Annotated in this window: 21 protein-coding genes and 1 pseudogene; 14 read left to right on the top strand and 8 right to left on the bottom strand. The window is 62.9% G+C overall.

Going from position 1 to position 25,522, the window contains the following annotated elements:
• Window positions 1–113 precede the first annotated feature (113 nt).
• On the top strand, window positions 114–893 hold the full coding sequence (locus tag AC2A1F_RS16120; RefSeq protein ID WP_484209799.1) for an SDR family oxidoreductase: 780 nt from the start codon (window positions 114–116) through the stop codon (window positions 891–893).
• A gap of 67 nt (window positions 894–960) precedes the next feature.
• On the opposite strand, the gene AC2A1F_RS16125 is transcribed toward AC2A1F_RS16120, so the two are convergent.
• Window positions 961–2,073: an S-(hydroxymethyl)glutathione dehydrogenase/class III alcohol dehydrogenase gene (locus AC2A1F_RS16125; RefSeq protein WP_484209800.1), complete on the bottom strand. Its 1,113-nt coding sequence runs from the start codon at window positions 2,071–2,073 to the stop codon at window positions 961–963.
• 112 nt (window positions 2,074–2,185) lie between these two features.
• Between AC2A1F_RS16125 and AC2A1F_RS16130 the strand changes: the two genes are divergently transcribed.
• The 7 genes and pseudogenes from AC2A1F_RS16130 (at window position 2,186) to AC2A1F_RS16160 (ending at window position 10,110) form a co-directional block, all read left to right on the top strand.
• Complete coding sequence (locus AC2A1F_RS16130) at window positions 2,186–3,073, top strand: LysR family transcriptional regulator (protein ID WP_484209801.1); 888 nt, start codon at window positions 2,186–2,188, stop codon at window positions 3,071–3,073.
• A 135-nt stretch (window positions 3,074–3,208) separates the two neighbouring features.
• Window positions 3,209–4,495: an MFS transporter gene (locus AC2A1F_RS16135; protein WP_484209802.1), complete on the top strand. Its 1,287-nt coding sequence runs from the start codon at window positions 3,209–3,211 to the stop codon at window positions 4,493–4,495.
• A gap of 240 nt (window positions 4,496–4,735) precedes the next feature.
• The gene (locus AC2A1F_RS16140) at window positions 4,736–5,533 is read left to right on the top strand and encodes a thioesterase family protein (protein WP_484209803.1); all 798 of its coding nucleotides are present in this window, start codon (window positions 4,736–4,738) and stop codon (window positions 5,531–5,533) included.
• Window positions 5,534–5,545: 12 nt separating this feature from the next.
• Complete coding sequence (locus AC2A1F_RS16145; protein WP_484209804.1) at window positions 5,546–6,778, top strand: serine hydrolase domain-containing protein; 1,233 nt, start codon at window positions 5,546–5,548, stop codon at window positions 6,776–6,778.
• Window positions 6,779–6,810: 32 nt separating this feature from the next.
• Window positions 6,811–8,055, top strand: a pseudogene (locus tag AC2A1F_RS16150) (3-hydroxyacyl-CoA dehydrogenase); the annotation flags it as partial.
• A 32-nt stretch (window positions 8,056–8,087) separates the two neighbouring features.
• Window positions 8,088–9,263 carry an acetyl-CoA C-acyltransferase gene (locus AC2A1F_RS16155; RefSeq protein WP_484209805.1) on the top strand — a complete coding sequence of 392 codons (1,176 nt, stop codon included), beginning with the start codon at window positions 8,088–8,090 and terminating at the stop codon, window positions 9,261–9,263.
• Window positions 9,264–9,369: 106 nt separating this feature from the next.
• Window positions 9,370–10,110 (top strand): hypothetical protein, encoded by a 741-nt coding sequence (locus AC2A1F_RS16160; RefSeq protein WP_484209806.1) that lies wholly within the window; start codon window positions 9,370–9,372, stop codon window positions 10,108–10,110.
• 92 nt (window positions 10,111–10,202) lie between these two features.
• Here AC2A1F_RS16160 and AC2A1F_RS16165 read toward each other — a convergent pair whose 3' ends face one another.
• Together AC2A1F_RS16165 and rimO are read right to left on the bottom strand one after the other, a co-directional pair.
• Window positions 10,203–10,433: a hypothetical protein gene (locus AC2A1F_RS16165; protein WP_484209807.1), complete on the bottom strand. Its 231-nt coding sequence runs from the start codon at window positions 10,431–10,433 to the stop codon at window positions 10,203–10,205.
• A 402-nt stretch (window positions 10,434–10,835) separates the two neighbouring features.
• Window positions 10,836–12,242: a 30S ribosomal protein S12 methylthiotransferase RimO gene (gene rimO, locus AC2A1F_RS16170; protein WP_484209808.1), complete on the bottom strand. Its 1,407-nt coding sequence runs from the start codon at window positions 12,240–12,242 to the stop codon at window positions 10,836–10,838.
• Window positions 12,243–12,397: 155 nt separating this feature from the next.
• Here rimO and AC2A1F_RS16175 point away from each other — a divergent pair, with 155 nt between their 5' ends.
• Window positions 12,398–12,778, top strand: a complete 381-nt coding sequence (locus AC2A1F_RS16175; RefSeq protein WP_484209809.1) for a DUF1761 domain-containing protein — start codon at window positions 12,398–12,400, stop codon at window positions 12,776–12,778.
• Window positions 12,779–12,781: 3 nt separating this feature from the next.
• Here AC2A1F_RS16175 and AC2A1F_RS16180 read toward each other — a convergent pair whose 3' ends face one another.
• From AC2A1F_RS16180 to AC2A1F_RS16195, 4 genes are all read right to left on the bottom strand, one after another.
• Entirely contained in the window at window positions 12,782–13,825 is a 1,044-nt protein-coding gene (locus AC2A1F_RS16180; protein ID WP_484209810.1) for a potassium channel family protein, read from the bottom strand.
• 4 nt (window positions 13,826–13,829) lie between these two features.
• Window positions 13,830–14,603, bottom strand: a complete 774-nt coding sequence (locus AC2A1F_RS16185; protein WP_484209811.1) for a peptidoglycan DD-metalloendopeptidase family protein — start codon at window positions 14,601–14,603, stop codon at window positions 13,830–13,832.
• Window positions 14,600–15,883 (bottom strand): serine--tRNA ligase, encoded by a 1,284-nt coding sequence (gene serS, locus AC2A1F_RS16190; protein ID WP_484209812.1) that lies wholly within the window; start codon window positions 15,881–15,883, stop codon window positions 14,600–14,602. Before serS ends, AC2A1F_RS16185 begins: the two co-directional genes overlap by 4 nt.
• Before the next feature lie 103 nt (window positions 15,884–15,986).
• Window positions 15,987–19,445, bottom strand: coding sequence for a hypothetical protein (locus tag AC2A1F_RS16195; protein WP_484209813.1), 3,459 nt, complete (start codon window positions 19,443–19,445; stop codon window positions 15,987–15,989).
• 208 nt (window positions 19,446–19,653) lie between these two features.
• Here AC2A1F_RS16195 and AC2A1F_RS16200 point away from each other — a divergent pair, with 208 nt between their 5' ends.
• From AC2A1F_RS16200 to AC2A1F_RS16210, 3 genes are read left to right on the top strand one after another with little or no spacing between them, the layout of a single operon-like run.
• Window positions 19,654–20,124 (top strand): hypothetical protein, encoded by a 471-nt coding sequence (locus tag AC2A1F_RS16200; RefSeq protein WP_484209814.1) that lies wholly within the window; start codon window positions 19,654–19,656, stop codon window positions 20,122–20,124.
• Between the two features lie 19 nt (window positions 20,125–20,143).
• Complete coding sequence (locus AC2A1F_RS16205; protein WP_484209815.1) at window positions 20,144–20,608, top strand: hypothetical protein; 465 nt, start codon at window positions 20,144–20,146, stop codon at window positions 20,606–20,608.
• A gap of 5 nt (window positions 20,609–20,613) precedes the next feature.
• Complete coding sequence (locus tag AC2A1F_RS16210; protein ID WP_484209816.1) at window positions 20,614–21,159, top strand: ECF-type sigma factor; 546 nt, start codon at window positions 20,614–20,616, stop codon at window positions 21,157–21,159.
• 6 nt (window positions 21,160–21,165) lie between these two features.
• Here AC2A1F_RS16210 and AC2A1F_RS16215 read toward each other — a convergent pair whose 3' ends face one another.
• Entirely contained in the window at window positions 21,166–23,547 is a 2,382-nt protein-coding gene (locus AC2A1F_RS16215; protein ID WP_484209817.1) for a serine/threonine protein kinase, read from the bottom strand.
• Between AC2A1F_RS16215 and AC2A1F_RS16220 the strand changes: the two genes are divergently transcribed.
• Together AC2A1F_RS16220 and AC2A1F_RS16225 are read left to right on the top strand one after the other, a co-directional pair.
• The gene (locus AC2A1F_RS16220) at window positions 23,534–23,791 is read left to right on the top strand and encodes a hypothetical protein (protein WP_484209818.1); all 258 of its coding nucleotides are present in this window, start codon (window positions 23,534–23,536) and stop codon (window positions 23,789–23,791) included. The genes AC2A1F_RS16215 and AC2A1F_RS16220 overlap by 14 nt on opposite strands.
• 159 nt (window positions 23,792–23,950) lie before the next feature.
• The gene (locus AC2A1F_RS16225; protein WP_484209819.1) at window positions 23,951–25,240 is read left to right on the top strand and encodes an adenylosuccinate synthase; all 1,290 of its coding nucleotides are present in this window, start codon (window positions 23,951–23,953) and stop codon (window positions 25,238–25,240) included.
• Window positions 25,241–25,522 lie beyond the last annotated feature (282 nt).

Here is a 25,522-nt window from a genome sequence, read left to right on the forward strand (position 1 = left end):
CGAGGGCCTCGTGGATGTTACGGAACACTCGCGTAAACGGCCTGAGGCCCCCGCCTTCGCGGGGGCGCGTGAGTTGTTTGGGTGGTGGGCGCGTAGATAATCGGGAGAGATACATGGGCAGAGTTCAGGGCAAGAAAGCCCTCATCACCGGCGCGGCACAGGGCCTTGGCGCAGCGCACGCATGGATGCTGGCGCGCGAAGGCGCGAAGGTGCTGCTGACCGATATCAACGGCGAAGGCGCTGCTGCGCAGGCCGAAGCCATCAACGCCGAACTGGGAAGCGGCACCGCCTTTGCCATGCGCCACGATGTGACAAGCGCGGATGATTGGGACAAGGCCGTCGCGCTTGCTGCCGAGAAAATGGGCGGGCTTTCGGTGCTGGTGAACAACGCAGGCGTTGGCGTGAAGGGCAATATCGAAACCTGCACGCTGGAGGAATGGCATCGCGGCTTTGCCATCAACGTCGACAGCGTTTTCCTCGGCTGCCAGAAGGCCCTACCGCTGCTGCGTGAAAGCCAGCCTGCATCGATCGTCAACATCAGCTCCATCGCCGGGCTGATCGCATCGGACACCATGCCCGGATACAACGCCAGCAAGGCGGCGGTGTGGATGCTGTCCAAATCGGTTGCGCTCTATTGCGCCAAGCGCGGCTGGGACATCCGCTGCAATTCGGTCCACCCGACCTTTGTCGATACACCGATCCTTGATGGCATCGCCACCAATGCCAACATCGAAAAATCGGTGGTCATGAGCAAACTCGCCCGCCAGATCCCACTGGGCCGCGTGGGCGAACCTGACGATATTGCGGCAGGCGTGCTCTATCTGGCGAGCGACGAGAGCCGTTTCATGACCGGCGCTGAGCTGAAGCTGGACGGCGGCATTTCGGCGATGTGAAAAAGGCAAAGGGCCGGTTGAACGTAACGTCCGACCGGCCCTGGCTAAACTCAAATCCGCGACGGGCTCAGAACACCACGACCGAGCGGATCGACTTGCCTGCGTGCATCAGGTCGAACGCGGTGTTGATTTCTTCCAGACCCATGACGTGGGTGATCATCGGGTCGATCTCGATCTTGCCGGTCATGTACATGTCGACGATCTGCGGCACATCGGTGCGGCCCTTGGCCCCGCCGAAGGCGGTGCCGCGCCAGTTGCGGCCCGTGACGAGTTGGAACGGGCGGGTACTGATTTCCTTGCCTGCTTCGGCCACGCCGATGATGATGCTGGTACCCCAGCCGCGGTGGCAGGCTTCCAATGCGGTGCGCATCACTTCGGTATTGCCGGTAGCGTCGAAAGTGTAGTCCGCGCCGCCATCGGTCATCTCGACGATCTTGGCCACGGTGTCCTCGCGGCTCAAACCTCGCGAATTGAGGAAGTCCGTCATGCCAAAGCGGCGGCCCCACTCTTCGCGGTCAGGGTTGATATCGACGCCGATGATCTTGTTGGCCCCTGCCATCCGCGCGCCTTGCAGCACGTTGAGGCCGATGCCGCCAAGGCCGAATACGACAACATTGTCACCGGGCTGCACATTGGCGGTCTTGGTGACGGCACCGACGCCGGTGGTCACGCCACAACCGATGTAGCAGGCGGACTGGAACGGGGCGTCTTCGCGGATTTTTGCCACCGCGATTTCGGGCAGGACGGTGAAGTTCGAGAACGTGCTGCAACCCATGTAGTGAAAAATGGTCTGACCCTTGTAGGAAAAGCGCGAAGTGCCATCGGGCATCAGGCCCTTGCCCTGCGTGGCGCGGATCGCGGTGCAGAGGTTCGATTTGCCCGACAGGCAGGTTTTGCACTTGCCGCATTCGGGCGTGTATAGCGGGATCACATGGTCTCCCGGCTTCACCGAGGTTACGCCAGCGCCCACTTCGCGCACAATGCCTGCGCCTTCATGGCCCAGCACGCTGGGGAACAGGCCTTCGCTGTCAAACCCGTCGAGTGTGTAGGCATCGGTGTGGCATACACCTGTTGCCATGATTTCGACGAGCACTTCGCCAGCTTTAGGGCCTTCAAGATCGAGCTCTACGATCTCAAGCGGTTGCTTGGCGGCGAAGGCTACTGCGGCGCGGGTCTTCATGGTCTGGCGGCTCCCTTTGGAATGGCCATTATCTGTTGGGCGGCTGTTAGCATAATTGCTACGATAGTGTTAAATCGCCTGATATGATAAACACTGTTGCAAGACGAGAACAATGAGCAATCGCTGGGACGGGATTGATGAAGTGGTGGCGGTGGCTGATGCGGGCACCTTTGTGGCGGCGGCCAAGCGGCTGGGATCGTCCACATCGCACGTAAGCCGCGCCGTGGCGCGGCTGGAACAGAGCCTTGGCGCGCAGTTCTTTCACCGCACCACCCGCGCGGTCAGCCTCACCGATACCGGACGCACGCTGGTGGACCAGTTCCGCCGGTTGATTGCCGAGCGGGACGAGGCGATTGCGATGCTCGACCTGCAGGGCGAGCCGCAGGGGCATTTGCGCATCACCTGCCCGACGGCGCTGGGCGAACGCTTCGTGGCTCCCATCGTGCGCGCCTATGTGCAGGACTATCCGAAGCTTTCGGTGGAACTGGACCTTTCGAACCGCGTGGTGGAGCTGGTGTCCGAAGGCTTTGACCTTGCCATCCGCACCGGCACCCTGCCCGACAGCCGCCTGATCCGCACACAGATTGCCACGCGCGGGATCGTCACTTGTGCCGCGCCTGCCTACCTTGCCGCGCAAGGCACGCCGCAAACGGTGGATGACTTGGAGGGACATGAGTGCATTCCAGCCACATCCGACACCTGGCGCTATCGCGTGGACGGCGAGACGCGCGCGATCCGGCCGCGCGGGCGCTGGCGGTGCAGCAACGGTGCGGCAGTATTCGATGCGGCCATTGCCGGCATGGGGCTGTGCCAGTTGCCGGAGTTCTATGTCAGCCGCGCGGTGGCTGACGGCACACTGGTGGAAGTTCTTGGCGATTTTCGGCCCGAGGACGATCCGATCTGGGCGGTCTATCCGCAGCGCCGCCATCTCCTGCCCAAAGTGCAGCGCCTGATCGACAAGCTGCGCCGCGAACTGCCGTCAAGCCTGCTTCAGGGATAACGCACCCTCTGAATGGCCGGAAAATCAGGGATGGCAACGTTCACATAAATAGCTATGCAGGCGGCATGACATGGTCGGCCCGTGCGGCTAGACCGGAAACAAGCAGCCCGTCAGCGGCTGGTGGAGGAGAGAGACGTGTCGGCAAGCCCTATTTCCCAGAAATCTGCATCCAAGAAAGCCGCCTTTGCCGCGCTGACCGTGCTGTTCTTCGCCTGGGGCTTCATCACATCGCTGATCGATCCGCTGGTGGCCGCCGTGAAGGGCATCTTCACCTTGACCACGCTGGAGGCGCAGCTTTCCGCCTTTGCTTTCTTCATTGCCTATGGCGTGATGAGTTTTCCCGCCGCCGCGATCATCGGGCGCATCCGCGCGGTTCCGGCAATCTTGCTGGCGCTGACCACGATGACACTGGCCTGTCTGGTGATGCTGTGGGCGGCGAACATCGCATCGTATCCGCTGGTGCTGACCGGGCTGTTCATGCTGGCTGCTGGCATTACCGTGTTACAAGTAGCCGCCAACCCATTGGCCGCTGCGCTCGGAAATCCCGAGGGCAGCCATTTCCGGCTGACGCTGTCGCAGACGTTCAATTCGTTCGGCACGTTTCTCGGGCCAGCACTTGGGGCTTCGCTGTTCCTGAAGGGCGTGGAAGTTTCTGACGGTGTGGCCTTGACGCCCGAAGTGCGCGAGGCGGCGCTGGCCGGGATCGACCGCGCCTATTTCTGGATTTGCGGGCTGCTTATCGTGCTGCTGGCTTTCTTTTTCTTTAACCGCGCGCGCATTTCCGCTGCGGCCCCACCAGCCCAGCCTACCGGCGGGATCGGCGCGCTGCTGGCTCAAGCGTTCTCCTCACGCTGGGCCGTGCTGGGTGCTGGCGCGATCTTCATCTATGTGGGCGCAGAAGTGGCCATCGGCACGCAGATGGCGTTCTATCTAAGCGACAAGGCGATCTGGGGTGCCAGTCTTGAACAGGCGGGCAAGGCCGTCTCGTTCTATTGGGGTGGAGCGATGGTAGGCCGCGCTGTCGGCACGGTGCTGCTGGCGCGCTTCCCTGCGGCAAAGCTGATGATGCTGTTTGCCGCGATTGCCGCAGCGATGTGCGCTTACCTGTTCCTCGTCGGCGGCGTGTCTGCCGGATACATCGCGCTGTCCATCGGCCTGTTCAATTCGATCATGTACCCGGTGATCTTCACGCTGACGCTGGAGCGATCGTCGGCCAGCGAAGAGGCGACGGCCGGCCTGCTCTGCACCGGCATCATCGGCGGCGCGCTGATCCCGGCGCTGGTGGGCGCGGTGACCGATGCGGCGGGAATCTTCGCCTCATACCTGTTGCCGCTGGCGTGCTACGTCCTGCTGGCCATGTTCGCCGCCAGCGCTGCCAAGGCCCCGGTGCTGCGCCGCGCGGAACGCGAAAGCCTGCACTGATCCGATCCACCCGGCCAAAAGCCGGTCCTTGCGGCCCCGGTGACGGTTTCAGGACCATCGCCGGGGCCGATTTTTTTGCGCGCAATGAAAGTAGCATGCCGTAGCGTAAGCACGACAGGCCACCGCAAACGTCCAATTCCACCCCTTTCCCTTTACGTAAACTTACATTAGCCCTTGGGCAGAAGAGTCGTGGGAACACGGCAAAAAAGGCGGGAGTGGATATTGGAGCGACATCCAGAAATGCCAGGTCAGGCCATTGGCCAGATTGCTGCGGAAATGGAAAGCAGCCCGAACGCCGCAGACGGCAGCGAGTTTTCGCTGCGCGCCGTTGACGGCTGGTTGCAAGGCCGCACCATGTATGGCGGGGCATCGTCGTTCCTGGCCTATGCTGCCGCGCGCAAGGCCCGGCCTGATCTGCCCCCGCTGCGAGGCGGGCAAATCGGCTTTATCGCGCCTGTTGGCCCCGATGTGGACATTGCTGTCAGCTTGCTACGCGAAGGCAAGAGCGTGGCCAATGTCCAGACCGATCTGCACAGCGGTGGAGGCCTTGCCCATCGCGCGGCATGGGTGTTCGGCCGCGCCCGGCCATCGAATGGCACGATTGCAGCACCCCGCGCCGAGAACTTCGTGCCCTATGACGAGATGGAGACGCTGGGCTCGCCCGAAGGGCTGCACTTCGTGAACAACTTCGAATTGCGCCGCGGAGAGGCCAAAGGCGATGTGCGCCCCGGCGTAGTGCGCCGCTGGGTACGCCTGAAGGACCGCGATGGGCTCGACCCCATCGGCGAGCTGGTGCTGATCGGCGATACGCTGCCGCCCGGATCGATCCGGGCGATGGAGCGCCAAGGCCCGATCAGTTCAATCAACTGGTCGTTCACCCTGCTGGGAGACAGCCCCGCCACGCGCGATGGCTGGTGGCTGCTGGAAACCGCATCGAACCACATGGCCGAAGGGTTCAGCAGCGAGACTTTGAGGATGTGGAACACCGATGGCGTGCAGGTAATGCAAGGCATTCAAAGCGTTGCAATTTTTGGCTGAGGGATGGTGAAGATGCTGCTTGCAGACGCAAAGGCTCTGGGATTTGAACCGGACCGCCTTAACCGGATCGGCGCGTTTCTGGACGAACGCTATATCGCCAGCGGTCGCCTGCCCGGCCTTGATGTGCTGGTCGCCCGCGATGGCGAGCCGGTTTACCGCCACACCAGCGGCCTCGCGCGCGCCGATGGCACCCCGATGGCTGCGGACACGCTGTGCCGCATCGCCTCGATGACCAAGCCGCTCACCTCGGTTGCGTTCATGATGCTGGTCGAAGAAGGCAAAGTAGCGCTGGACGATCCAGTGACCGGCGTCGTGCCCGAATTTGCAGGGCTTGGTGTTTATGCGGGCGGCGGCGGGGATGCGGACTTCTTTCCCGCACGGCCTGCGCCGCTAATGCGGATGGTGGATCTGATCACGCATCAGTCGGGTCTGACGTATGGAATCCAGAACCGTACCAACGTGGATGCGGCCTATCGCAAGGGGCGGCTGGACGGGCACGCCAGTCTGCCGGGGAACGACCACTTCATTGCCGAACTGGCCAAGCTTCCGCTGGAGTTCGAGCCGGGACAAGCTTGGAACTATTCGGTGGGCACCGATGTGCTGGGCGTGATCGTGGCGCGGCTTTCCGGCATGAGTCTGGGCGAGTTTTTCCGCACCCGCATTTTTGAACCGCTGGGCATGGTGGACACCGGCTTCTTCTGCCCTGACGACAAGGCGCACCGGCTGGGTGATGCCTGGGCCTATCAGGCCGGAGAGCCGCCACAACTGTTTGACCCGGCAGAGAAATCGGGCACGCGCCGGGTGCCGCGCTTTGAAAGTGGCGGTGGCGGTCTGCTCTCTACCACGGCGGACTACCACCGCTTCTGCCGGATGCTGGTGGGCGGCGGCGCGGCAGATGGCGTGCGCATCCTTTCCCCGAAAACCCTCCAACTGATGACCGCCAATCACCTCCCCGGCGGCGCAGACCTGACGCAAGTCTCGCGCGCGCTGTTCAGCGAAGCCTATAACGCAGGCGCAGGCTTTGGTCTGGGCTTTGGCGTGACCATCGATCCGGCCCGCGCACTGGTGCCCGGGTCTGCGGGCGAATTTTACTGGGGCGGAATCTTTTCGACCGCGTTCTTTGTGGACCCGGTGGAAAAGATCCACGCGGTTTTCATGACCCAACTCTACCCCTCGTTCATCTACCCCATCCGGCGTCAGTTGAAGACGCTGATCTATAGCGCGCTGGCAACAAGCCGCGCCTGACCCACAGGAGAGAACCAATGTCTGACCCTATTTCCGGTGCCAAAGAGCACATCGACGCCGCCCGCAAACTGGCCGCCACCATCGACGACATTCCGGCCGACACGGCCCTGCTACCCATAAACCGCGTGGGCGTGATCGGCGCAGGCACGATGGGCGGCGGCATCACCATGAACTTCCTCACTGCAGGCATTCCCGTGACCATCGTGGAAATGACGCAGGAAGCGCTGGATCGCGGCGTGGCGACTATGGCCAAGAACTACGAGAACACCGTCAAGCGCGGCAAAATGGATGCTGCCGAAGCGCAAGCCGCCATGGCGCGGCTGACGCCGACGCTGGACTTTAGCGCGCTCGCCGATGCCGACATGGTGATCGAAGCCGTCTATGAAAGCATGGACGTTAAGAAGGACGTGTTCGGGCGGCTCGACAAGGTGGCCAAGCCCGGTGCGATCCTGGCATCGAACACCAGCTATCTCGACATTGACGAAATCGCCGCAGTTACCTCGCGCCCCGAAGCGGTGCTGGGCACGCACTTCTTCTCGCCGGCCAATATCATGAAGCTGCTGGAAGTGGTGCGCGGCAAGGCCACCGGTGCTGCACAGCTCGCCACGGTCATGGCGCTGTCGGTGAAGATCGGGAAAGTCCCGGTCGTCTCGGGCGTATGCCATGGCTTCATCGGCAACCGCATGCTCAGCCCGCGTCAGGCGCAGGCCCATGCGCTGATCATGGAAGGCGCGAATTACTGGGACGTGGACGAGGCGCTGCTGGAATTCGGCTTCCCGATGGGGCCGTGGCAGATGGCCGACCTTGCCGGGGTAGACATCGGCTGGCACCGCGATCCCACTCGGATTGAAACCTTGCGCGATGCTCTGTGCGCCGTGGGCCGCTGGGGGCAGAAGACCAAGAAGGGCTTCTATGACTACGACGACAACCGCCAGCGCACGCCTTCGGATGAAGTGAAGGCGATCATTGCCGATTTCGCCGCCAAGGAAGGCAAACCGCAGCGCGCCATCGACAAGGACGAAATCCGCGAACGCCTGCTCTATCCGATGATCAGCGAAGGCGCGCTGATCCTTGATGAGGGCATTTCGCAGCGCGCGAGTGATATCGATACCGTGTGGCTCAATGGCTATGGCTGGCCGGTGTGGACCGGTGGGCCGATGTTCTGGGCCGACCATATCGGGCTGGATACCGTGGTTGCGGGGCTGAAGAAGCACGGGCTTCCCGTGGCCCCGCTGCTGGAGCGCAAGGCCGCTGCTGGCGAGAAATTCAACGGCTGAGCCGTTCATCATCATTCGAAGGAGATTACCCCATGCGTGACGCCGTAATCGTATCTGCCGCCCGCACGCCTATCGGGCGCGCCTACAAGGGCGCATTCAACGCCACGCCGGGCGCAACGCTTGGCGCGCTTTCGCTTGAAGCCGCTGTCGCGCGCGCCGGGATCGATCCTGCCGAAGTGGACGACGTGCTGTGGGGCAGCGCGCTGCAGCAGGGCGCGCAGGCCGGCAACATCGCGCGGCAGGTGGCCCTGCGCGCAGGGCTTCCGGTTACCACTTCGGGCATGAGTCTTGATCGCCAGTGCTCATCGGGCCTGATGACCATCGCCACCGCCGCCAAGCAGGTGATCATCGACCGCATGGATGTGGTGGCCGCAGGCGGGCAGGAATCGATCAGCCTTGTCCAGACTACGGACATGCGCATGGCCCCGGACAAGAGCCTGATGGCGATGCACAAGGCCATCTACATGCCCATGCTGCAAACCGCCGAGATCGTCGGCCAGCGCTATGGCGTCAGCCGCGAAGCTTGCGACGAATACGCGCTGCAATCGCAGCAGCGCACGGCGGCGGCGCAGGCCGCGGGCAAGTTCGATGACGAAATCGTGGCCACCAATAGCTCGATGGGCGTGCAGAACAAGGAAACGGGTGAAATCACCTTCACCGACGTCCACCTGACCAAGGACGAAGGCAACCGGCCCTCGACCACTCTGGAAAACCTGCAGGCCCTGAAGCCCGTGATCGAAGGCGGGATCGTGACGGCGGGCAACGCCAGCCAGCTTTCCGATGGGTCAGCCGCCGTGATCGTGATGGAAGCAGAGCTTGCCGCCAAGCGCGGCCTCACCCCGCTGGGCCGATATGTGGGCATGGCGGTGGCGGGTACCGAGCCGGACGAGATGGGCATCGGCCCGGTCTTCGCGATCCCCAAGCTGCTGCAGCGCTTCGGCCTGAAGATGGACGACATCGGGCTGTGGGAACTGAACGAGGCTTTTGCGGTGCAGGTGCTCTACTGCCGTGACACGCTGGGCATCCCGAACGATCTGCTCAACGTCAACGGCGGGGCCATTTCCATCGGCCACCCCTATGGCATGACCGGCGCGCGCGCCACGATGCACGCGCTGATCGAGGGCAAGCGCCGTGGGGCCAAGCATGTGGTCGTGACGATGTGCGTCGGCGGCGGCATGGGCGCTGCCGGGCTGTTCGAGGTGCTTTGAGCCGATAGGCTGGAATGCCCACCCCCAACCCCTCCCGCATGCGGGAGGGGTCGGGGGTGGGCTTCCGACACTTGCCGCACAAAGATACCCCGCCTACCCTCAACGCATGACCGAAAACCCCACCGAACGCCCCTACCCCCAAGCCGGGCGCGAGCGCATGATCTACCCTTCGCCCGTGGGCTGGAAGGGCACCGATTTCGTTGATAACGAAGAAGAACTGCTGCGGCGGCTGAACCCGAAAACGGTGTTCATGATGGGAGACAATCCCGCCCTGCCCCGCATGCCCGAACGCCCCCGCCTGCTCGATTTCTTCCGCTGCCGCTTTGGCGATATCACCATGCGGCACCTGCTGGTCAGCGCCAAGCGCGCGCTGGACGATGGCCTGCCCGACAAAGTGGTGATCGCCTGCCTGCTGCACGATATCTCGAACGGCTGCCTGATCCGCTCAGACCACGGATACTGGAGCGCGCAACTGATCGCGCCCTATGTCGATCCCGAGGTGGCTTTCGCGATGAAGTACCATCAGGCGCTGCGCTATGTGCCCGATGAAAGCGTCGGCTATGCCTACCCCGAAAGTTACAACAAGTTCTTCGGCCCCGATTACGAAGTGCCCGCATACCTGCTGCGCGATGCCGAATATGCGAAAGCCCACGAATGGTACATGACCGCGCGATTGGTGACGCTCTACGATACCTACTTCTTCGACGATTTCCCCGCAGTGGAACCCGAAGACCTGCAAGACGTCATCACCCGCACCTTCCGCGAACCGGAAGAAGGTCTGGGCTTCGACGGCTCCCCCACCGCGCACATGTGGCGCACGATGATCTGGCCGAACAACTTTTTGTGAGGGGCGACTTTCCGGGTTTTGCGGCTAAAAGCTGCCGTTCTGGTGAAGACCCCGTTTCGGACATTTCGAAGTCCTGCCCTTCGAACACTCTCCTAGCGAAGGTCGATACGCACGCACTCGAACTCCACTGCGTCGCCGACAGCCAGCCCGCCCGGCAATTGTCCTCCGGCTTGGAGGATCAACTCGCCAACAGACAGCAAGTCGTTTTCGACATCCAAAACTTTCGCAACGCCGCAATGCCGAAAATTTTCGTCTCCCGTGCTTTCTATCCGAGGTCCCGCGTCTTCGAACATCAGGCAGATGACTTCGTCGAAGAGCTGCAATGGCTCTGTGACAACCTCGCCTTCGACTGCGTCACATGGATAACTGAAAGCGCGACAGGAATACTGCCCATCTGTGACAATTACCTCGGCAGATTCACATCCAGGGGCGAAGGGAGTCACGGCTGAAACGTACATCATGACACGTTTTTACAGTGCGCGCTAAAGCCTGACCACTGGTAAAGCAGACCTTCAACTTCCCACCCACAATCAGCCGCAAAACCGCAAGTTCAAATTCTCCAAAACCTGCCGTCGCCCCGGGCTTGACCCGTGGTCCCGCTTTTTTCTTGGCCAATAGCGGGATTATGAACCTTGCGCGCAAGGAGCGGGACCCCGGGTCGAGCCCGGGGTGACGATGATTGGTAAGCAATATGGGCTGATGTTGGCGCAGCAGCAGTAACCGCCTTACTCTTCGATGACCCCATACAGATCATGCGCATCGGCATCCTCGACCAGGACATGCGCGAAGTCACCCGGCTGCAGGTCCGCAGGCACATTGCGCAAATAGACCGCGCCGTCGATCTCCGGCGCGTCGGCCTGTGAGCGGGCGGTGGCACCTATGTCGCCATCTTCGTCGGGTTCGCCCACTTCGTCGATGATCACTTTGATCGTGCGGCCGACCTTGGCGGCGAGTTTGGCGGCGCTGATGGCTTCGGTCTTTTCCATCAGGCGGGCGTAGCGCTCTTCCTTCACCGCTTCGGGCACCGGGTTTGGCAGGTCATTGGCCGCAGCACCCGCGACTGGTTCGAAGCGGAAGCCGCCGACGCGATCGAGTTGCGCTTCTTCCAGCCATTCGAGCAGGTATTCGAAATCGGCCTCGGTCTCTCCGGGGAAGCCGACGACGAAGCTGGAGCGGATCGTGAGGTCCGGGCAAATTGCGCGCCACGCCTTGATCCGGTCGAGCACCTTGGCCTCGTTCGCCGGGCGCTTCATCGCGCGCAGGACCGAGGGGCTGGCGTGCTGGAACGGGATGTCGAGATAGGGCGTGACCAGCCCCTGCGCCATAAGCGGGATCACCGCATCGACGTGGGGATAGGGATAGACATAGTGCAGGCGCACCCAAGGGGTGTCGCCTTCGGGTGTGCGCAACTGGCCCAGTTCGCGCGCCAGATCGGTCATGTGCGTGCGCACCGGGTTGCCCTTCCACAGGCGCTCCTCATGCCGCACATCGACGCCATAGGCCGAGGTGTCCTGGCTGATGACCAGCAGTTCCTTGGTGCCCGCAGCCACCAGCTTTTCCGCTTCGCGCAAGCATGCATCGATGCGGCGGCTGGCGAGTTTGCCGCGCAGCGAGGGGATAATGCAGAACGAACAGGCGTGGTTGCAGCCTTCGGAAATCTTCAGGTAGCCATAGTGGCGCGGGGTAAGCTTCACATCGCCCGGTTCGGCCTGCGGAATCAGGTCAATATACGGCCCCATGCTGGGCGGCGCGGCCGCATGCACGGCCTCCACCACGGCTTCGTACTGGTGCGCACCGGTGACGGCCAGCACAGAGGGAAAGCGCGCGCGGATCGCTTCGGCCTCGTTGCCCATGCACCCGGTCACGATCACACGGCCGTTTTCGGCAATCGCCTCGCCAATTGCGGCAAGGCTTTCCTCCTTGGCGGAATCGAGGAAGCCGCAAGTGTTGACCAGCACCACATCTGCGCCGGCATAGTCAGCGCTCATCGCATAGCCATCGGCGCGCAGGCGCGTGAGGATGCGTTCGGAATCGACCAGCGCCTTGGGACAGCCAAGGCTGACCATGCCGACTTTGGGCGCTTCGGGAAGGACGATAGGGGGTGTCATGCTTGCCATTATGGCGCGGCCCATAGGCGAAAATGCACGCCCCGTCACGTGTGCCCTTAAACTCGTGTCCAACATGGGTCCGCATGGCGTTGCCAAGCGGGGCACAGGGGCGTAGCGTTAGCGTCAGCGGGGGCTTGGTGAAGTAGGAAATAATGGGTCCGGTCAACTGGATAGCCGTCGTGGTTGCAACACTTGCGGCCCTTGCCGTCTCGGCGCTGTGGTATGGGCCGGTGTTTGGCCGTGCGCGGCTTGAGGAAGTGGGGCCGGGCAAACTGGGCATCCGCCGCTCGCCCGCCCGCACCGCCGCGCTGTCTGCCGTGCTCCTGTTCGTGACATCAGCCATGATGGGCCACATGTTTGCGCGCGTCGGGCAGGCCACGCTGGACGTGAAGTGGTGGCTTTATTTCATGATGTCGGGCGGCCTTGCGATTGCCTTTGTTATCCCCTCGCTGTGGATCAGCTATTCCCAGCAACGCATCAGCACGCGGTTGGCGCTGATTGATGGCGGGTTCTGGCTGGTGGCTTACCTGACGATGGGGCTGGCGTTCCTGCTGGTGTGACCGTCAGACTGCTGAAGCCGTCGGCACGATCTCCACGATCACATCGCCTGATTGCAGTTGCGCCGCTTCGGGCTCCCAAAAACCGATCGTTCTGCCCGCGCGCAGAATACGCAGGCCCCGGCCACTGGTGAGTTCGGACAGCGCCTTGCCCGCCTCCGCCGATGTGATCTGCCGCTCGACCAGCTGGACGCGCCCTTCGATTGAGGCAAGGTCGGTCAGATATTCCGCCACATGCGTGCCATTGGCGCATCCGGCCATCAGCAGGCCGGTGAACCGCACGGGATTGATGACGGTGGACGCGCCTGCCTGCTTGGCCAGCACTTCATTATCAGCCGCGCGCACCACGGTGCTGATCGGCACAGCGGGCGCAATATGGCGCGCGGTCAGCGTGATCAGGATCGAGGTATCATCCCGCCCGGCAGAAACGAGCACGGCACGCGCCTTGGCGATATGCACATCGATCAGCGTGGCATCGCGCGTGGCATCGCCTTCCATCACATTGCAGCCCAGTTTAGAGGCTGCCTCCAGCCGCGCCTCGCTGGGGTCAATCACCACGATGCATTCGGGCGAAGTGCCCCGCGCGATCAGTTCCGCCACCGCTTCTGCGCCCGATACGCCAAAGCCGAGCACGACGATGTGGTCGGTGAGGTTCTTCTGGATCTGCGCCATGCGAAACCTTTCCCAGCTGCGCTTGATAATGAAATTGTAGGCCGTGCCGACGAAGATGAAGAGCACTGCAATGCGGATCGGCGTGACGATCACCGCCTCGATCAGGCGCGAACGGTCACTGACCGGCGCAATATCGCCAAAGCCGGTGGTGGTGATCGAAATCATCGTGAAATAGACGACATCGAGAAAGCTGATCTGCCCGTCGTGCGTGTCTTTCAGGCCCGCGCGGTCGATCCAGTGGACCAGCACGACAATGCTGATAAGCCCGAAGGCCGCCCCCAACCGCAGGCCAAGATCGGCCCAGACCGGCACTTTCAGCGCGCGCCGCAGCAAGTTTCCGGGCTTCTGGCCACCGCGCCGCAAAAGGTTCAGGTCCATGCCCCTACAACCGCGGCGGAAGGTAAAGTTCCGGGTCACGCGGCACATTGTTGCGGCGCAGTTCGAAATGGACCGTCGGGCGCGTCGCCTCGCCGCTCTTGCCGACCAGCGCGATGCGTTCAAACGCGGTCACCTTGTCGCCCTCCTTCACCGTCATCGTGCCGAGATAGGCATAGGCGGTGACGAAGCCGTTGCCGTGATCGATCAGGATCAACTGGCCAAAGCGTTCCGGTTCCTTGCCCGCATAGAGCACCGTTCCCGCAGCCGCCGCGCGCACCTTGGTGCCATAAAGCGCGGCAAGATCGATGCCGTTCGAAGGAATGCCCGAAACCCGCTCACCGAACCGCGTAACCACCGCGCCTTCGGTGGGCCATTGCAGCCGGGGCGCATCGGATTCGCGCGGGGTCAGGGGCGGCCGCCGTGGTGGAGGCGGGCGCATGGTGGGCGCAGGGCGCGGCACGGCAGTGGGGGTTGCAACTGGAGCGGCAATTGGCTTTGCTGCCGGTTCCGGCGTCGGAACAGTTTTGGGCGCACCTTTGGGATCGGGGCGCTTCAATACCTGACCGATGCGGATCACATAGGGGCTGGGAATGCCGTTTGCTTCACCCAGTGCCGCCATATCCACGCCCCAGCGGCGGGCGATCTGGGCAAATGTGTCCCCCGTCTGCACGGTATACGTCCACGCCACGATGGGCGCGCGCGCGCTGCCTTGCGCCACGAGCGGCGTTGCGGTGAGCCATGCTCCCGACAACACCAACGCGGCCAGCAGATGCCTCATCCGCTGATCGGCACCAGACGGGTTAGCCCGCCCATATAGGGAAGCAGCACTTCGGGCACGTCCACCGATCCGTCCTCCTGCTGGTAGTTTTCCAAGACTGCCACCAGAGTGCGGCCCACGGCAAGGCCCGAACCGTTGAGCGTATGGACGAATTCGGTACCTTTTGCACCTTCGGGGCGGTAACGCGCATTCATCCGCCGCGCTTGGAAATCGCCGCAGTTGGAGCAGGACGAGATTTCGCGATAGGCGTTCTGCCCCGGCAGCCACACTTCAAGGTCATAAGTCTTGCGCGCTGTAAAGCCCATGTCGCCGGTGCACAGCAGCATCTTGCGATAGGGCAGGCCCAGCGCCTGCAGCACGCCTTCGGCACAAGCGGTCATGCGCTCATGCTCAGCCTCGGAATCCTCAGGCCGCGTGATTGACACCAGTTCGACCTTTTCGAACTGGTGCTGGCGGATAAACCCGCGCGTATCGCGCCCCGCAGCACCCGCTTCGGACCGGAAGCAGGGCGTGAGCGCGGTCATTCGCAAGGGCAGGGCCCCGGGCTCTATAATTGTTTCGCGAACGTAGTTAGTGAGTGAAACCTCGGCAGTTGGGATCAGCCAGCGGCGGTCAGTCGTACGAAACAGGTCGTCGGCAAACTTGGGCAACTGGCCGGTGCCGAACACGGCCTCGTCCTTCACCAGCAGCGGCGGTATGCATTCCAGATAGCCGTTTTCGCCGGTCTGCCGGTCCAGCATGAACTGCGCCAGTGCGCGATGCAGCCGGGCCATGCCGCCCTTCAGGAACGTAAAGCGCGCGCCTGCAATCAGCGCGCCGGTTTCAAAATCAAGGCCGAGGACCGGGCCGATGTCGGCATGTTCCTTTGGCGGAAAGACAAAACTGCGCGGCGTGCCCCAGCGGCTGACCTCGACGTTCCCCGCCTCATCCTCACCTTCGGGCACGCCATCGGCGGGCAGGTTCGGGATGGCAGAAAGCGCCGCGTTCTGCAGCGCGGTCTGATGGCGTTCGTCCTCTTCCAGTGCAGGCAGTTCGGTCTTGAGGGCGGCCACTTCGGCTTTCAGCGCCTCTGCCGTTGCCGCATCGCCCCTGCCCATGGCCGCGCCGATGGCTTTGGACGCCTCGTTGCGGCGGGCCTGCACTTCCTGCATTCGCGTGGCGATATCGCGGCGGCGGGTGTCCATTTCGAGGATCGATGCCGCCACAGGATCCACGCCACGGCGGGCAAGAGCGGCATCGAAAGCTTCGGGGTTTTCGCGGATCAAACGGATATCATGCATGGGCGGGCTATGCCGTTTCGATCCGGGGCTGGCAAGTATCGAGGGCCAAGCGGCCAGAGAACGGTCGGCATTGCCCCCCAAGAGCAATGCCGACCTGAAGCCTTTACCAGCCGAACGTCACGCCCACGCGCCCACCGGTGGAGCCGCGCGCGGTGGAACCGGCGATGCCGCCCGAAACCCACACGTTTTCAGAAGCGCGAGCCACCAATGCTCCCGAAAAGCCCTGTTGCCCGCGATAGGTCGCAAGGTTGAAGCTGACCGCGAACGAGGCGTCGGGCGGGATCATCGTGCCGCCCATCGCCATGGCTGCTGCAATCCCGCCATTGGCCGACCGTTCAAAGCTGGCCAGCTGGTTGCGCAGTTCCACCACTTGCACGCCATTGGCCGCAACGCTGCTTTCCAGCTGGCCAAAGCGGGCAATATCGAAATCGGTGGTGGCCAGATTGCCCGCCGCATCGGTGGTAACCAGCTTCACAGCACCCTGCTGCGCCGCACGGCTGGCGGCAGTGGAGATGCCGGGCATCGTGTAAGTCTTGGCAAGGCTGCCCAGCAGGATCTGGTTGTCGCGCACGGTATGGGCCTCGTCCCCGATGGCCACTGACCCGGCAAAGCCCGCCGTTGCGCCAGCGCCAATGGCAATGGCCCCTGCACCGGTTGCCTGCGCCTCTTGCCCCAGCGCAATCGCGCTTGCCCCGGTGGCATTGGCCTGAAGCCCGGCGGCAAAGGCCGATGCGCCGTTGGCCACGCTGGTATCGCCCAGCGCAATGGCGGCTTGGCCAGTGGCGGTATTATCCTTGCCCACAGCCACTGCGCCGTCGCCCGTGGCAAAGTTCGGGTCACCGATGGCCACCGCGCCATTGCCCATCGCCTGGTTGGCAAGGCCGATGGCCACAGCCGCACCATCACCCGCCATCGCGCCGCTGCCGATGGCAACTGAGTCATCGCTTTGCGCCAAGCTACCGCTGCCCAGCGCCAGCGCATTCATGCCATTGGCTTGCGAAGGGATCGCACCGAACAGCGTGGCGACATCGGCCTCCACCGCCGTCAACCGCGAGGCATTGTCTTCGGCCAGCGTGCGCACGGTGCCGATGGCCTGATCCTGCGCGGTGTTGGCGGCAAGCGCCTGATCCGCGCGGTCCTTGGCCACGGCAGCATTGCCGATGGCGGTGCCGGTGAGGTTTTCCAGCGTCTGAATGCGGCCGTCCTGCACCAGATTCTTGTCTTCGACCGCGCTGATCCGGCCATCGATCCCGGCGCTGATCGCGGCGGCTCCGGTGGCGGCGGCAAGGGCGGTGGTGGCTTTTGCATCTGCGGCGCTGGCGGCGCTAAGGGCCGTGTTCGCCGTGCCTTGTGCGGCACCTGCAGCGGCCAGAGCGCTATCGGCTGTGCCCTGCGCTGCACCAGACGCTGCCAGAGCAGTGTCAGCGGTGCCTTGGGCAGCCGTAGCGGCAGTTCGGGCCTCGGTTGCGGCTTGCAGAGCCGTTCCAGCCGCACCTTGCGCACCGGTGACTGCCGCAAGGGCGGTGCTGGCATCTGTTGCCGCTTGGTTGGCCGTGGCCAGCGCGGTCGTAGCTTTGGTATCGGCAGCCGTTGCAGTGCCCAGCACGGCAGCTGCATCGGCGGCAGCGCGGTTTGCGGTGGTCACGGCAGAGGCCGCGCTTGTTTGCGCCAGTTGCGCGGTTACCGCCACGTTTTCCAGCTGCGCAAGGTTGACAGCGTCGGTCTTTTCCACGCCGCTGGCGACATTGGCGATAACCCGCTCTGCCCCCAAGGTGCCAATCGAGACACTGTTTTCTCGGTCAGCGACAGAACCTGCGCCAAGCGCAACGGCATTGCTGGCGGTGCTGATGACGTTCGCACCGGTCCCGATCACGGTAGAACTCAGCCCCTCTGCCCGCGCTGTCGATCCCAGCGCAATGCTGTTGTCGGTCATCGCCGTTGCCTGCGGCCCGATCACGACCGAGCGTGCGCCCAGCGCCGTGCTCTGCACGCCGAAGACCGTGGCATAGGCCGCACCGGCATAGCTGCCCGCTCCAACTGCAGTCGCTTCCTCGGCAAAGGCCTGTGTGTTGTGCCCGGCGGCAAAGCTGTTGTTGCCCTGCGCCGTGGCGAGGCTGCCCAGCGCGACCGAGGTTGCGCCCGCAGCGTTGGCGTTTGAACCTAGCGCAACGGCAGACTGACCGGCGCTTTGTGCGCTTGCGCCAATCGCGGTTGATGCTCCGGCAGAAGCATTGGCCCCGGCCCCCAGCGCCGTGGCATTGCCATCCCCAGCGCTCGACGATCCGCCCAGCGCAATCGCGCCGATGCCGCGCGCGGTGCCGCCCAGCGTGATCGCCTGATCACCATCGGCCACCGATTCCGCGCCAATGGCAATGCTGGCAAAGCCATCTGCGCCGGACTGATAACCGATTACCACACTGCTCTCGCCATCGGCGCGGGTGCTGGCACCAACTGCGGTGGCGTTTGCGCCGTTGGCATTGGTGTCTGATCCAATCGCCGTAGTGTTGATTGCGGTGGCATTGGCAAGAGTGCCAACGGAGACCGAAAGCTGTCCAACGCTCTTTGCGCCAGCGCCCACAGCAAGACTGCTCAACCCTGTGGCGGCAGCTGAATTACCGAAAGCAGCAGCAAAGTTGGCCGTGGCTGTCGCATCATTGCCGACAGCGGTTGAGCCTACGCCTGATGCGCGTGCGCCGACGATGTCCTGGTCACCGTCGTCGCTGCCGATAGCCACTGAACCAACTCCAGTCGCCTCAGCGGCTCTGCCGATTGCTGTTGCATACGATGCGCTGCTGTTGGACAAGGCGCCAATCGCAATTGTACTAAGAGCGGTCGCTCGCGAAGTCAGGCCGATTGAAATGCTTTCGTCGCCAAATCCGCGGGCGACAGTTCCAATCGCAATTGCGCCGCTACCTGTTGCCTCCGAGCTGCTGCCAACAGCCACAGCCCTGCTCGCCGTTGCCTTTGCTCCGGGATTTGTGCTGCCAAAAGCATCGCCACCGATCGCGACTGTTCCCAATCCGTCAGCCAACGATTGCCCCCCTATTGCTACGGACCCGTCATCCGTGGTGCGCGCGAAATACCCCATCGCAACAGAAGACAAGCCCAAGGCCTCACTAGACGACCCGAATGCAGAACTCCTGTTGCCGTTGGCGCTGCTGTATATTCCAACTGAAGTGCTGAATGTCTCGGCCGCCTCGGCAAAATTGCCAACAGCTAATGCGCCCTCGGCCGTTGCGAAGGTGAAGGAGCCAATTGCAACGGTGTTCACATCCGATGCAAAGGCACGATTGCCGATTGCCACAGATTGAATTCCGTCGGCGCTCGCACCGCGACCGCAAGCCGTACCGGCGAAGTCTGCCGGACCTGTATCGTATGCTTCTGCCCCACGTGCGGAGTCTCCTGCATCAGATATGTCGTTTCCGTTGGTGTCGAGAATGCAGGCTTGCGCGTTCGCAGCCTCAGACCAGCAAACCGGCGCAAGCATGAGCGCCGCCACAATGGCAGTACGGCTGGTGGTGAAGTGCTGAAAACCGATCCGGCGAGTGGTGGCAGTGCGCATGGACTATCCCCTTGTTTCGGGGGCCCGGTGATGCGGTTGCAACCCCCTCACAGGATCAAAACAGGGATTGCGGATGAAACCGGACATTGCGGCTTGCAAAAAATCTTCGTGCGCGCTGCCTGTATCTGTGCGGCGCATGTCCGGTTTCGCGCGCGCTTCCTGTTTAATCTTGAAAGGGTTCAGCAAAACAGGTCGCGAGGTTGGCAGCGTGAGCACATTGATCGGCAAAGTTCTGCGCGTTGACGCCGCAGGCGTCTGGACAGAGCGCGACGAGGCCATTCCCGGCCCCGGCGAGATATCTGCCCAGCCCAGCGCCTTTGCCGCAGGATCGGGCGGCGCTCCTTGCGGCCAATTGCACTGCTGGATCGGCCGCCGAACAAACCCGCCGCCTGACTCAGCCCCGTTCGCTATCACGCTTGACGATGAGAGTATCTGGCTGGCCTGCCATGCCGATGGGCGCGCCACCTTGCTGCTGCGGCATCCCGCGTCCTACGAGGGAGCGCCCGATCCAGTGGCCGTGCTTAACCGGCTGATGCTGGCCATCGGCGCGCAGCGTGCAACTCAGCTTGGGCGGCTCAGTTTCCCTCCGCGCCCGCTAATCGTTCAGCATTTGCCGGAAAAACCACAAAACTGGTGCGATGGATCACTGCCAGCCGATGCCACCACACGTCATACATAACACTACGATGGAGTAGACCATGCGCTTGCTGATTCCCGTACTGTCGATTGCCCTGGCCACATCTGGCTGTGGCAGCAACACTGCCGAGCAGACGATTGAAAACCGCGAAACCGGTGAGAAGGTGACGGTCAGCACCAGCGTGGATGGCGGCGGCATTGCCCTGCCCGATAACCTTCCCGTCTTTGCTGCGGTCTATCCGGGCGCAAAAGTCATCACCGTGGCCAGCAAACCGGGGGAAACCGCCGAAGGCCTGCTGGCCTATTCCGTCAAAGCGCAACCGCAATCCGTGATCGATCACTATCGCAAACAGGGTACGGCTGCGGGCATGGCGGTGGTTACGGAAATGGCCACCGGCGAAGCGCGCATGCTGGCCATGGGCAAGGGTGAGACCAGCAGCCCGGCCATGCAGATCACCACCAGCCCCAGCGGCGAAGATGATGGTTCGCTGCAGGTGACTGTCACCTATTCCGCACCTGCTTCCTGAATGGAGTGAATCGCGCAGTGCAAGTGCTGGACACCGCCCAAGACCGTCCGCTGATCGAAGCGCTTTATCCGCAATTGAAGCGCATCGCGCGCGATCTGCGGTGGCGCTATGGCGCGGGGGAAACGCTGCGCTCCACCGCGCTGGTCAACGAATCCTTCCTGAAATTGCGGCAGGTAGGCCATTTCGCTGATGAGGCCCATTTCCTGCGCACATCGGCCCGCGCCATGCGGCAGATTCTGGTCAACCATGCCCAGGCACGGATCGCAGCCAAGCGCGGTGGCGGCCAAGTGGCGGAAACGTTCGAAGACGATCTGCCCGATGTCTACTGGGAAAGCGACGACCGATTGGTGGCGCTCGATGCCGCGCTTGATCGGCTGGCAGCTTTCGCCCCACGTCTGGCGCAAGTGGTGGAGCTGCGCTTTTATGGCGGCTATTCCGAACCGGAAATCGCCAAAATGCTCAGTTGCAACGAACGCACGGTGCGGCGTGACTGGGTGAAAGCGCGTGCCCTCCTGCTGGTGGACATGGGCGATACCAACGCAGCACCATAACACTGGCTACAGGCTGCTGCGCACCTGCTTTGCCGCCGCCGCAATCCTTGCGCCTGCCGGGCCAAGGGCCGCGATGACCGCATCGGCCTGACCCAGCGCCTCAACCGCCGCTGCGCGCGATCCAAACGCCTTTTCCGCCCGCGCGAGCGACAGCAACGCCATCGCCTTTGCCGGGGGCGGAGTCTTCCCGCCCGCTGCCGCCGCCACCGCACGCCGCGCCGTGCCCAGCGCTTCGGACAAGGGCTTGGCCAGTTGCGCATCGGCAAGTCCAGACAGCGCCGCCACATGGCCCATGCTGCCGGTGCCAGTATAAGTCTCGGCCATGGCCGCAGACTCGGTCAATGCGGCCAAAGCCTGATCGACCCGGCCCAGTTGCAGCAGCACTTTGCCATGATTGCTGAGCAGCGCCGCTGTTCCCCCCGATGCACCAAACAGCTTGCGCCGCACCCGCACCGCCTGCGCAAATAGCGGTTCGGCGGCTTCCGGCCTGCCCGAAAGCGTTTCAATCGCGGCAAGGTTGTTGGCCGTATTCAGCGCATCGGGTGTTTCGATCAGGCCTGTACGCTGCCAAACTTGCTGGGCCTTGCGCAATGCCTCTGCTGCCCCTTCAAGATCGCCCGAAGCCTGCAATGTCACGCCCAGATTGTTGTGAAACACGCCTGCCTGCCGGTTGTCAGCCCCGTGCATGGCGGTGTGCTGCACCAGCGCATCGCGCAGCAGCGCAATGGCCGCTGCCGGATCGGTGGCGCGCACCAGTTGCGCTTCAACCACACGGCTATCAAGCAGGCGGGCGCTCCATTTCGCCGTGTCTTGCCGCCAGTAATCCTGCGCCTGCGCCAGCAGCGTGCGGGCCTCGTCGGTCTTGCCAAGCCTGACCCGCACTTGCGCCATGTCATAACGCCCTGCAGCCAGCGTTTCAGCGGGGACCTTGTCTACAGGCGCTGATAGCAAGGGCTGCAAAGCAGTTTGCGCCGCTTCATAATCGCCAAGGTAGAAGTACAATTCGCCCAGCGCATGCAGGACTCGCGCGGATTCTGCCGGATCACGCGCGAAGTTGGCGGTGATGCGCGCGGTGGCACGGTCCAGCACCTCGCGCGATGTGGCATCGGCCCCTGCCGTATCGGCGCTTTCTGCCAGCACGAGGTAAAGCGACTGCCGCACTGCTTCGCCGCGCTCCTCTTCGGCCAGCGCCCGGTCACGCGCGGCCTCGGCCTCGCGCATTTGCACCAGCGTGGCCACCAGACCTCCCGAAAGCGCCACGATCAGCGCCAGGGACGCCGCAATCGGCCAGCGTGCGCGCCACACCGCGCGGCGCAGGCGATAGGCCTTGTCGCCCGACCGCGCGCTGACCGCCCGGCCATCAAGCGCACGGCGCAAATCTTCGGCAAAGGCATCAAGCGAAGGATAGCGATCCGCCGGTTCCTTGCGCAGCGCCCGCGCCAGAATAGCGTCAAGATCCTCGACCAGCGCAGTAGATGCTTGTGACAGCAGCGGAACCTGCGCCCGCCGCGCCATCAATCGCTCTGGCGGTTGATCGACAATGCGCCCGACGGCCAACGCAATCGGCAGTCCATCAAGGTTGATCGGCGGCACGCCGCAGGCCAGTTCATAAAGCACCGCTGCAGCGCCATAAACATCGACAGGCGGGCCGGGTGGCGTGCCGGTAAGCAATTCGGGCGCGGCATAAGGTGCCGATAGCGGCAGCGCGCCTTCAGTCCGGTTCGAAAGATTCAGCCGCTTGGCAATGCCGAAATCGATCACGCGCGGGCGGCCATCCTTCCCCACCAGCACATTGCCGGGTTTCAGATCGCGATGCAGCACCAGCATCCGGTGCGCCGCGCTGACCGCCTCGGCCAGATCGATCACCAGCGCAATGCGGCGTGCCAGAGGAAGCGATTGATCCTGACACCAGCGGTCGATCGGCACGCCATCAATGCGTTCCATGACCATCCATGGACGGCCCTCCTGGTCAACGCCACCATCCAGCAGGCGCGCGATGCCGGGATGATCCAGTTCGGCCAGCAACTGCCGCTCTGTGGCAAAGCGAGTGGCATCGATCAGGCCATCGGCCCGGATACGCTTCAGCGCACCGCGCTGCTCAAAGCCGCCTTCAGCACGGGTAACCGCATGGACCACGCCCATCCCGCCCTGGCCCAGCACGCCATCGATCTGCCACACGCCAAGGCGGCCCCCGGCTGTGTCGGCAGCCACTGACGATTGACGAGAGTCTATTGCCGCTTCAAGAAAATCAGGTGCTTGATCAAGTGCGCGCAACAATTGCAAGGCGTGCTCAAGGGCCTGAGGATCGTGCTTCAACTGGGCGAAAACCCAGTCTTCGCGCTGCGCAGGGTCAAGATCAAGCGCCTGATCGAGAATGGCATCAATCACGGGCCAACTGGCCAAGACCCCATCTGACTCGGACCCACCTGACTCGGACGAAGTGTTCACACCTTCGGAACTCAGCATCGATTTTTGCCCCGGCACCAGCATTGCCAACATGACGCAGAATTTGCGAAGGGGGAAGCCGGATTTAGAGCCAGGTGCCCTGATGCCAGATGTCCTGATGCCAAATGCCCTGATGAAAGCAGAATGGCCCAGCATCTCCAACCAGCATCTCCAAAAAGCGCATTGAGGACTACGCTGTAAACTCACAGCCTTGACTTGGGCCACCTTCCGCTCCTAGTGCGCGGACCGAAATCCGGGGCCGTGCCTCGTTCATCCCGTCCACTACGCCGAGTCCTGTCGAAGGGCGTTTTAAGGATCCACCCGGGCAGGGTGGAGGAGTGTATCCATGGCCAATGTTACCGTAATCGGTGCCCAGTGGGGCGATGAAGGCAAGGGCAAGATCGTTGACTGGCTGGCCAGCCGCGCCGATGCCGTGGTGCGCTTCCAAGGCGGTCACAACGCCGGGCACACGCTGGTGGTGGGCGATCAGGTCTATAAGCTTTCGCTGCTCCCTTCGGGCATTGTCACTGGCACACTGTCGATCATCGGCAATGGCGTGGTGCTCGATCCGTGGGCGCTGAAGGCTGAGATTGAAAAACTCACTGGCCAAGGCGTGGAAATCAACGCCGAAAACTTTGCGATTGCCGACAATTGCCCGCTGATCCTGCCCCTGCACCGTGATCTTGATGGGCTGCGCGAACAGGCCGCAGGCGCGGGCAAGATCGGCACCACTGGGCGCGGCATTGGGCCTGCCTATGAAGACAAGGTTGGCCGCCGTGCAATCCGCGTGTGCGATTTGGCCCACTTGGATGCGCTGGATTCGCAGCTTGACCGGCTTTGCGCGCACCACGATGCGCTGCGTGCAGGCTTCGGCCAGCCGCCGGTAGACCGCACGGCACTCGTCAACGAATTGCGCGAGATTGCGCCCTACGTTTTGCAATTTGCGCAACCGGTGTGGAAGCGGCTGAATCAGGTGCGCAAGGCCGGTGCGCGCATCCTGTTCGAAGGTGCGCAAGGCGTGCTGCTCGATGTTGATCACGGCACCTACCCGTTCGTCACCTCGTCCAACACTGTATCGGGCACGGCAGCTTCGGGATCGGGCCTAGGTCCGAATTCGACCGGCTTCGTGCTGGGCATCGTCAAGGCCTACACCACCCGCGTAGGATCAGGCCCCTTCCCAACAGAGTTGGAAGATGAAACCGGCCAGCGTCTGGGCGAACGCGGCCACGAATTCGGCACCGTCACGGGCCGCAAGCGCCGCTGCGGTTGGTTCGATGCCGTGCTGGTGCGCCAGTCCTGCGCCATCTCGGGCGTCACCGGCATCGCGCTGACCAAAGTCGATGTGCTCGACGGGTTCGACAAGGTGCGCATCTGCACCGGTTATCGCCTGCGCGGAAAAGTGCTCGACTATTTCCCCAGCCACGCGGCTGATCAGGCCGAGGTTGAACCGATCTACGAGGAGATGGACGGTTGGAGCGGCACGACTGCTGGCGCACGTTCGTGGGCCGATCTGCCCGCACAGGCCATCAAGTATATCCAGCGCGTGCAGGAACTGATCGAAACGCCAGTGGCACTGGTCAGCACATCGCCCGAGCGTGAGGACACAATTTTGGTGCGCGATCCGTTCGTGGATTAATCGCCCGAGAGCCGGGGTTCAGGCCAGCAGCGAGTCGTCAGGCACGCGTCTTCTTTTGGACTCCGGCCAACAGCGGCCATATCCGCGTCGTTGTGGCTGATTGCTGCACTTTAGCGGCCTGTGCTGGTGGATTTATCCATCATAAGGAATACTAATCTTTTCAATGTTTTGGCTGCCCTCATTGGGAAGTGGTAACTTCGACTACATCCAAAATCGAAGTACATGATCTTGACCTGATCCACATCTGTTCCACACCTGTTCCTATAAGTAGAGCTACTAAGG

It is taken from the genome of Novosphingobium sp. HNCC26BN242 (assembly GCF_057180525.1).

Bases quoted from the DNA above. Each gene is read 5' to 3' on its own strand.
- AC2A1F_RS16120 (WP_484209799.1), top strand. From the start codon at position 114: ATGGGCAGAGTTCAGGGCAAGAAAGCCCTCATCACCGGCGCGGCACAG.
- AC2A1F_RS16125 (WP_484209800.1), bottom strand. From the start codon at position 2,073: ATGAAGACCCGCGCCGCAGTAGCCTTCGCCGCCAAGCAACCGCTTGAG.
- AC2A1F_RS16130 (WP_484209801.1), top strand. From the start codon at position 2,186: ATGAGCAATCGCTGGGACGGGATTGATGAAGTGGTGGCGGTGGCTGAT.
- AC2A1F_RS16140 (WP_484209803.1), top strand. From the start codon at position 4,736: ATGCCAGGTCAGGCCATTGGCCAGATTGCTGCGGAAATGGAAAGCAGC.
- AC2A1F_RS16145 (WP_484209804.1), top strand. From the start codon at position 5,546: ATGCTGCTTGCAGACGCAAAGGCTCTGGGATTTGAACCGGACCGCCTT.
- AC2A1F_RS16155 (WP_484209805.1), top strand. From the start codon at position 8,088: ATGCGTGACGCCGTAATCGTATCTGCCGCCCGCACGCCTATCGGGCGC.
- AC2A1F_RS16160 (WP_484209806.1), top strand. From the start codon at position 9,370: ATGACCGAAAACCCCACCGAACGCCCCTACCCCCAAGCCGGGCGCGAG.
- rimO (WP_484209808.1), bottom strand. From the start codon at position 12,242: ATGGGCCGCGCCATAATGGCAAGCATGACACCCCCTATCGTCCTTCCC.
- AC2A1F_RS16180 (WP_484209810.1), bottom strand. From the start codon at position 13,825: ATGGACCTGAACCTTTTGCGGCGCGGTGGCCAGAAGCCCGGAAACTTG.
- AC2A1F_RS16185 (WP_484209811.1), bottom strand. From the start codon at position 14,603: ATGAGGCATCTGCTGGCCGCGTTGGTGTTGTCGGGAGCATGGCTCACC.
- serS (WP_484209812.1), bottom strand. From the start codon at position 15,883: ATGCATGATATCCGTTTGATCCGCGAAAACCCCGAAGCTTTCGATGCC.
- AC2A1F_RS16195 (WP_484209813.1), bottom strand. From the start codon at position 19,445: ATGCGCACTGCCACCACTCGCCGGATCGGTTTTCAGCACTTCACCACC.
- AC2A1F_RS16205 (WP_484209815.1), top strand. From the start codon at position 20,144: ATGCGCTTGCTGATTCCCGTACTGTCGATTGCCCTGGCCACATCTGGC.
- AC2A1F_RS16220 (WP_484209818.1), top strand. From the start codon at position 23,534: ATGGCATCAATCACGGGCCAACTGGCCAAGACCCCATCTGACTCGGAC.
- AC2A1F_RS16225 (WP_484209819.1), top strand. From the start codon at position 23,951: ATGGCCAATGTTACCGTAATCGGTGCCCAGTGGGGCGATGAAGGCAAG.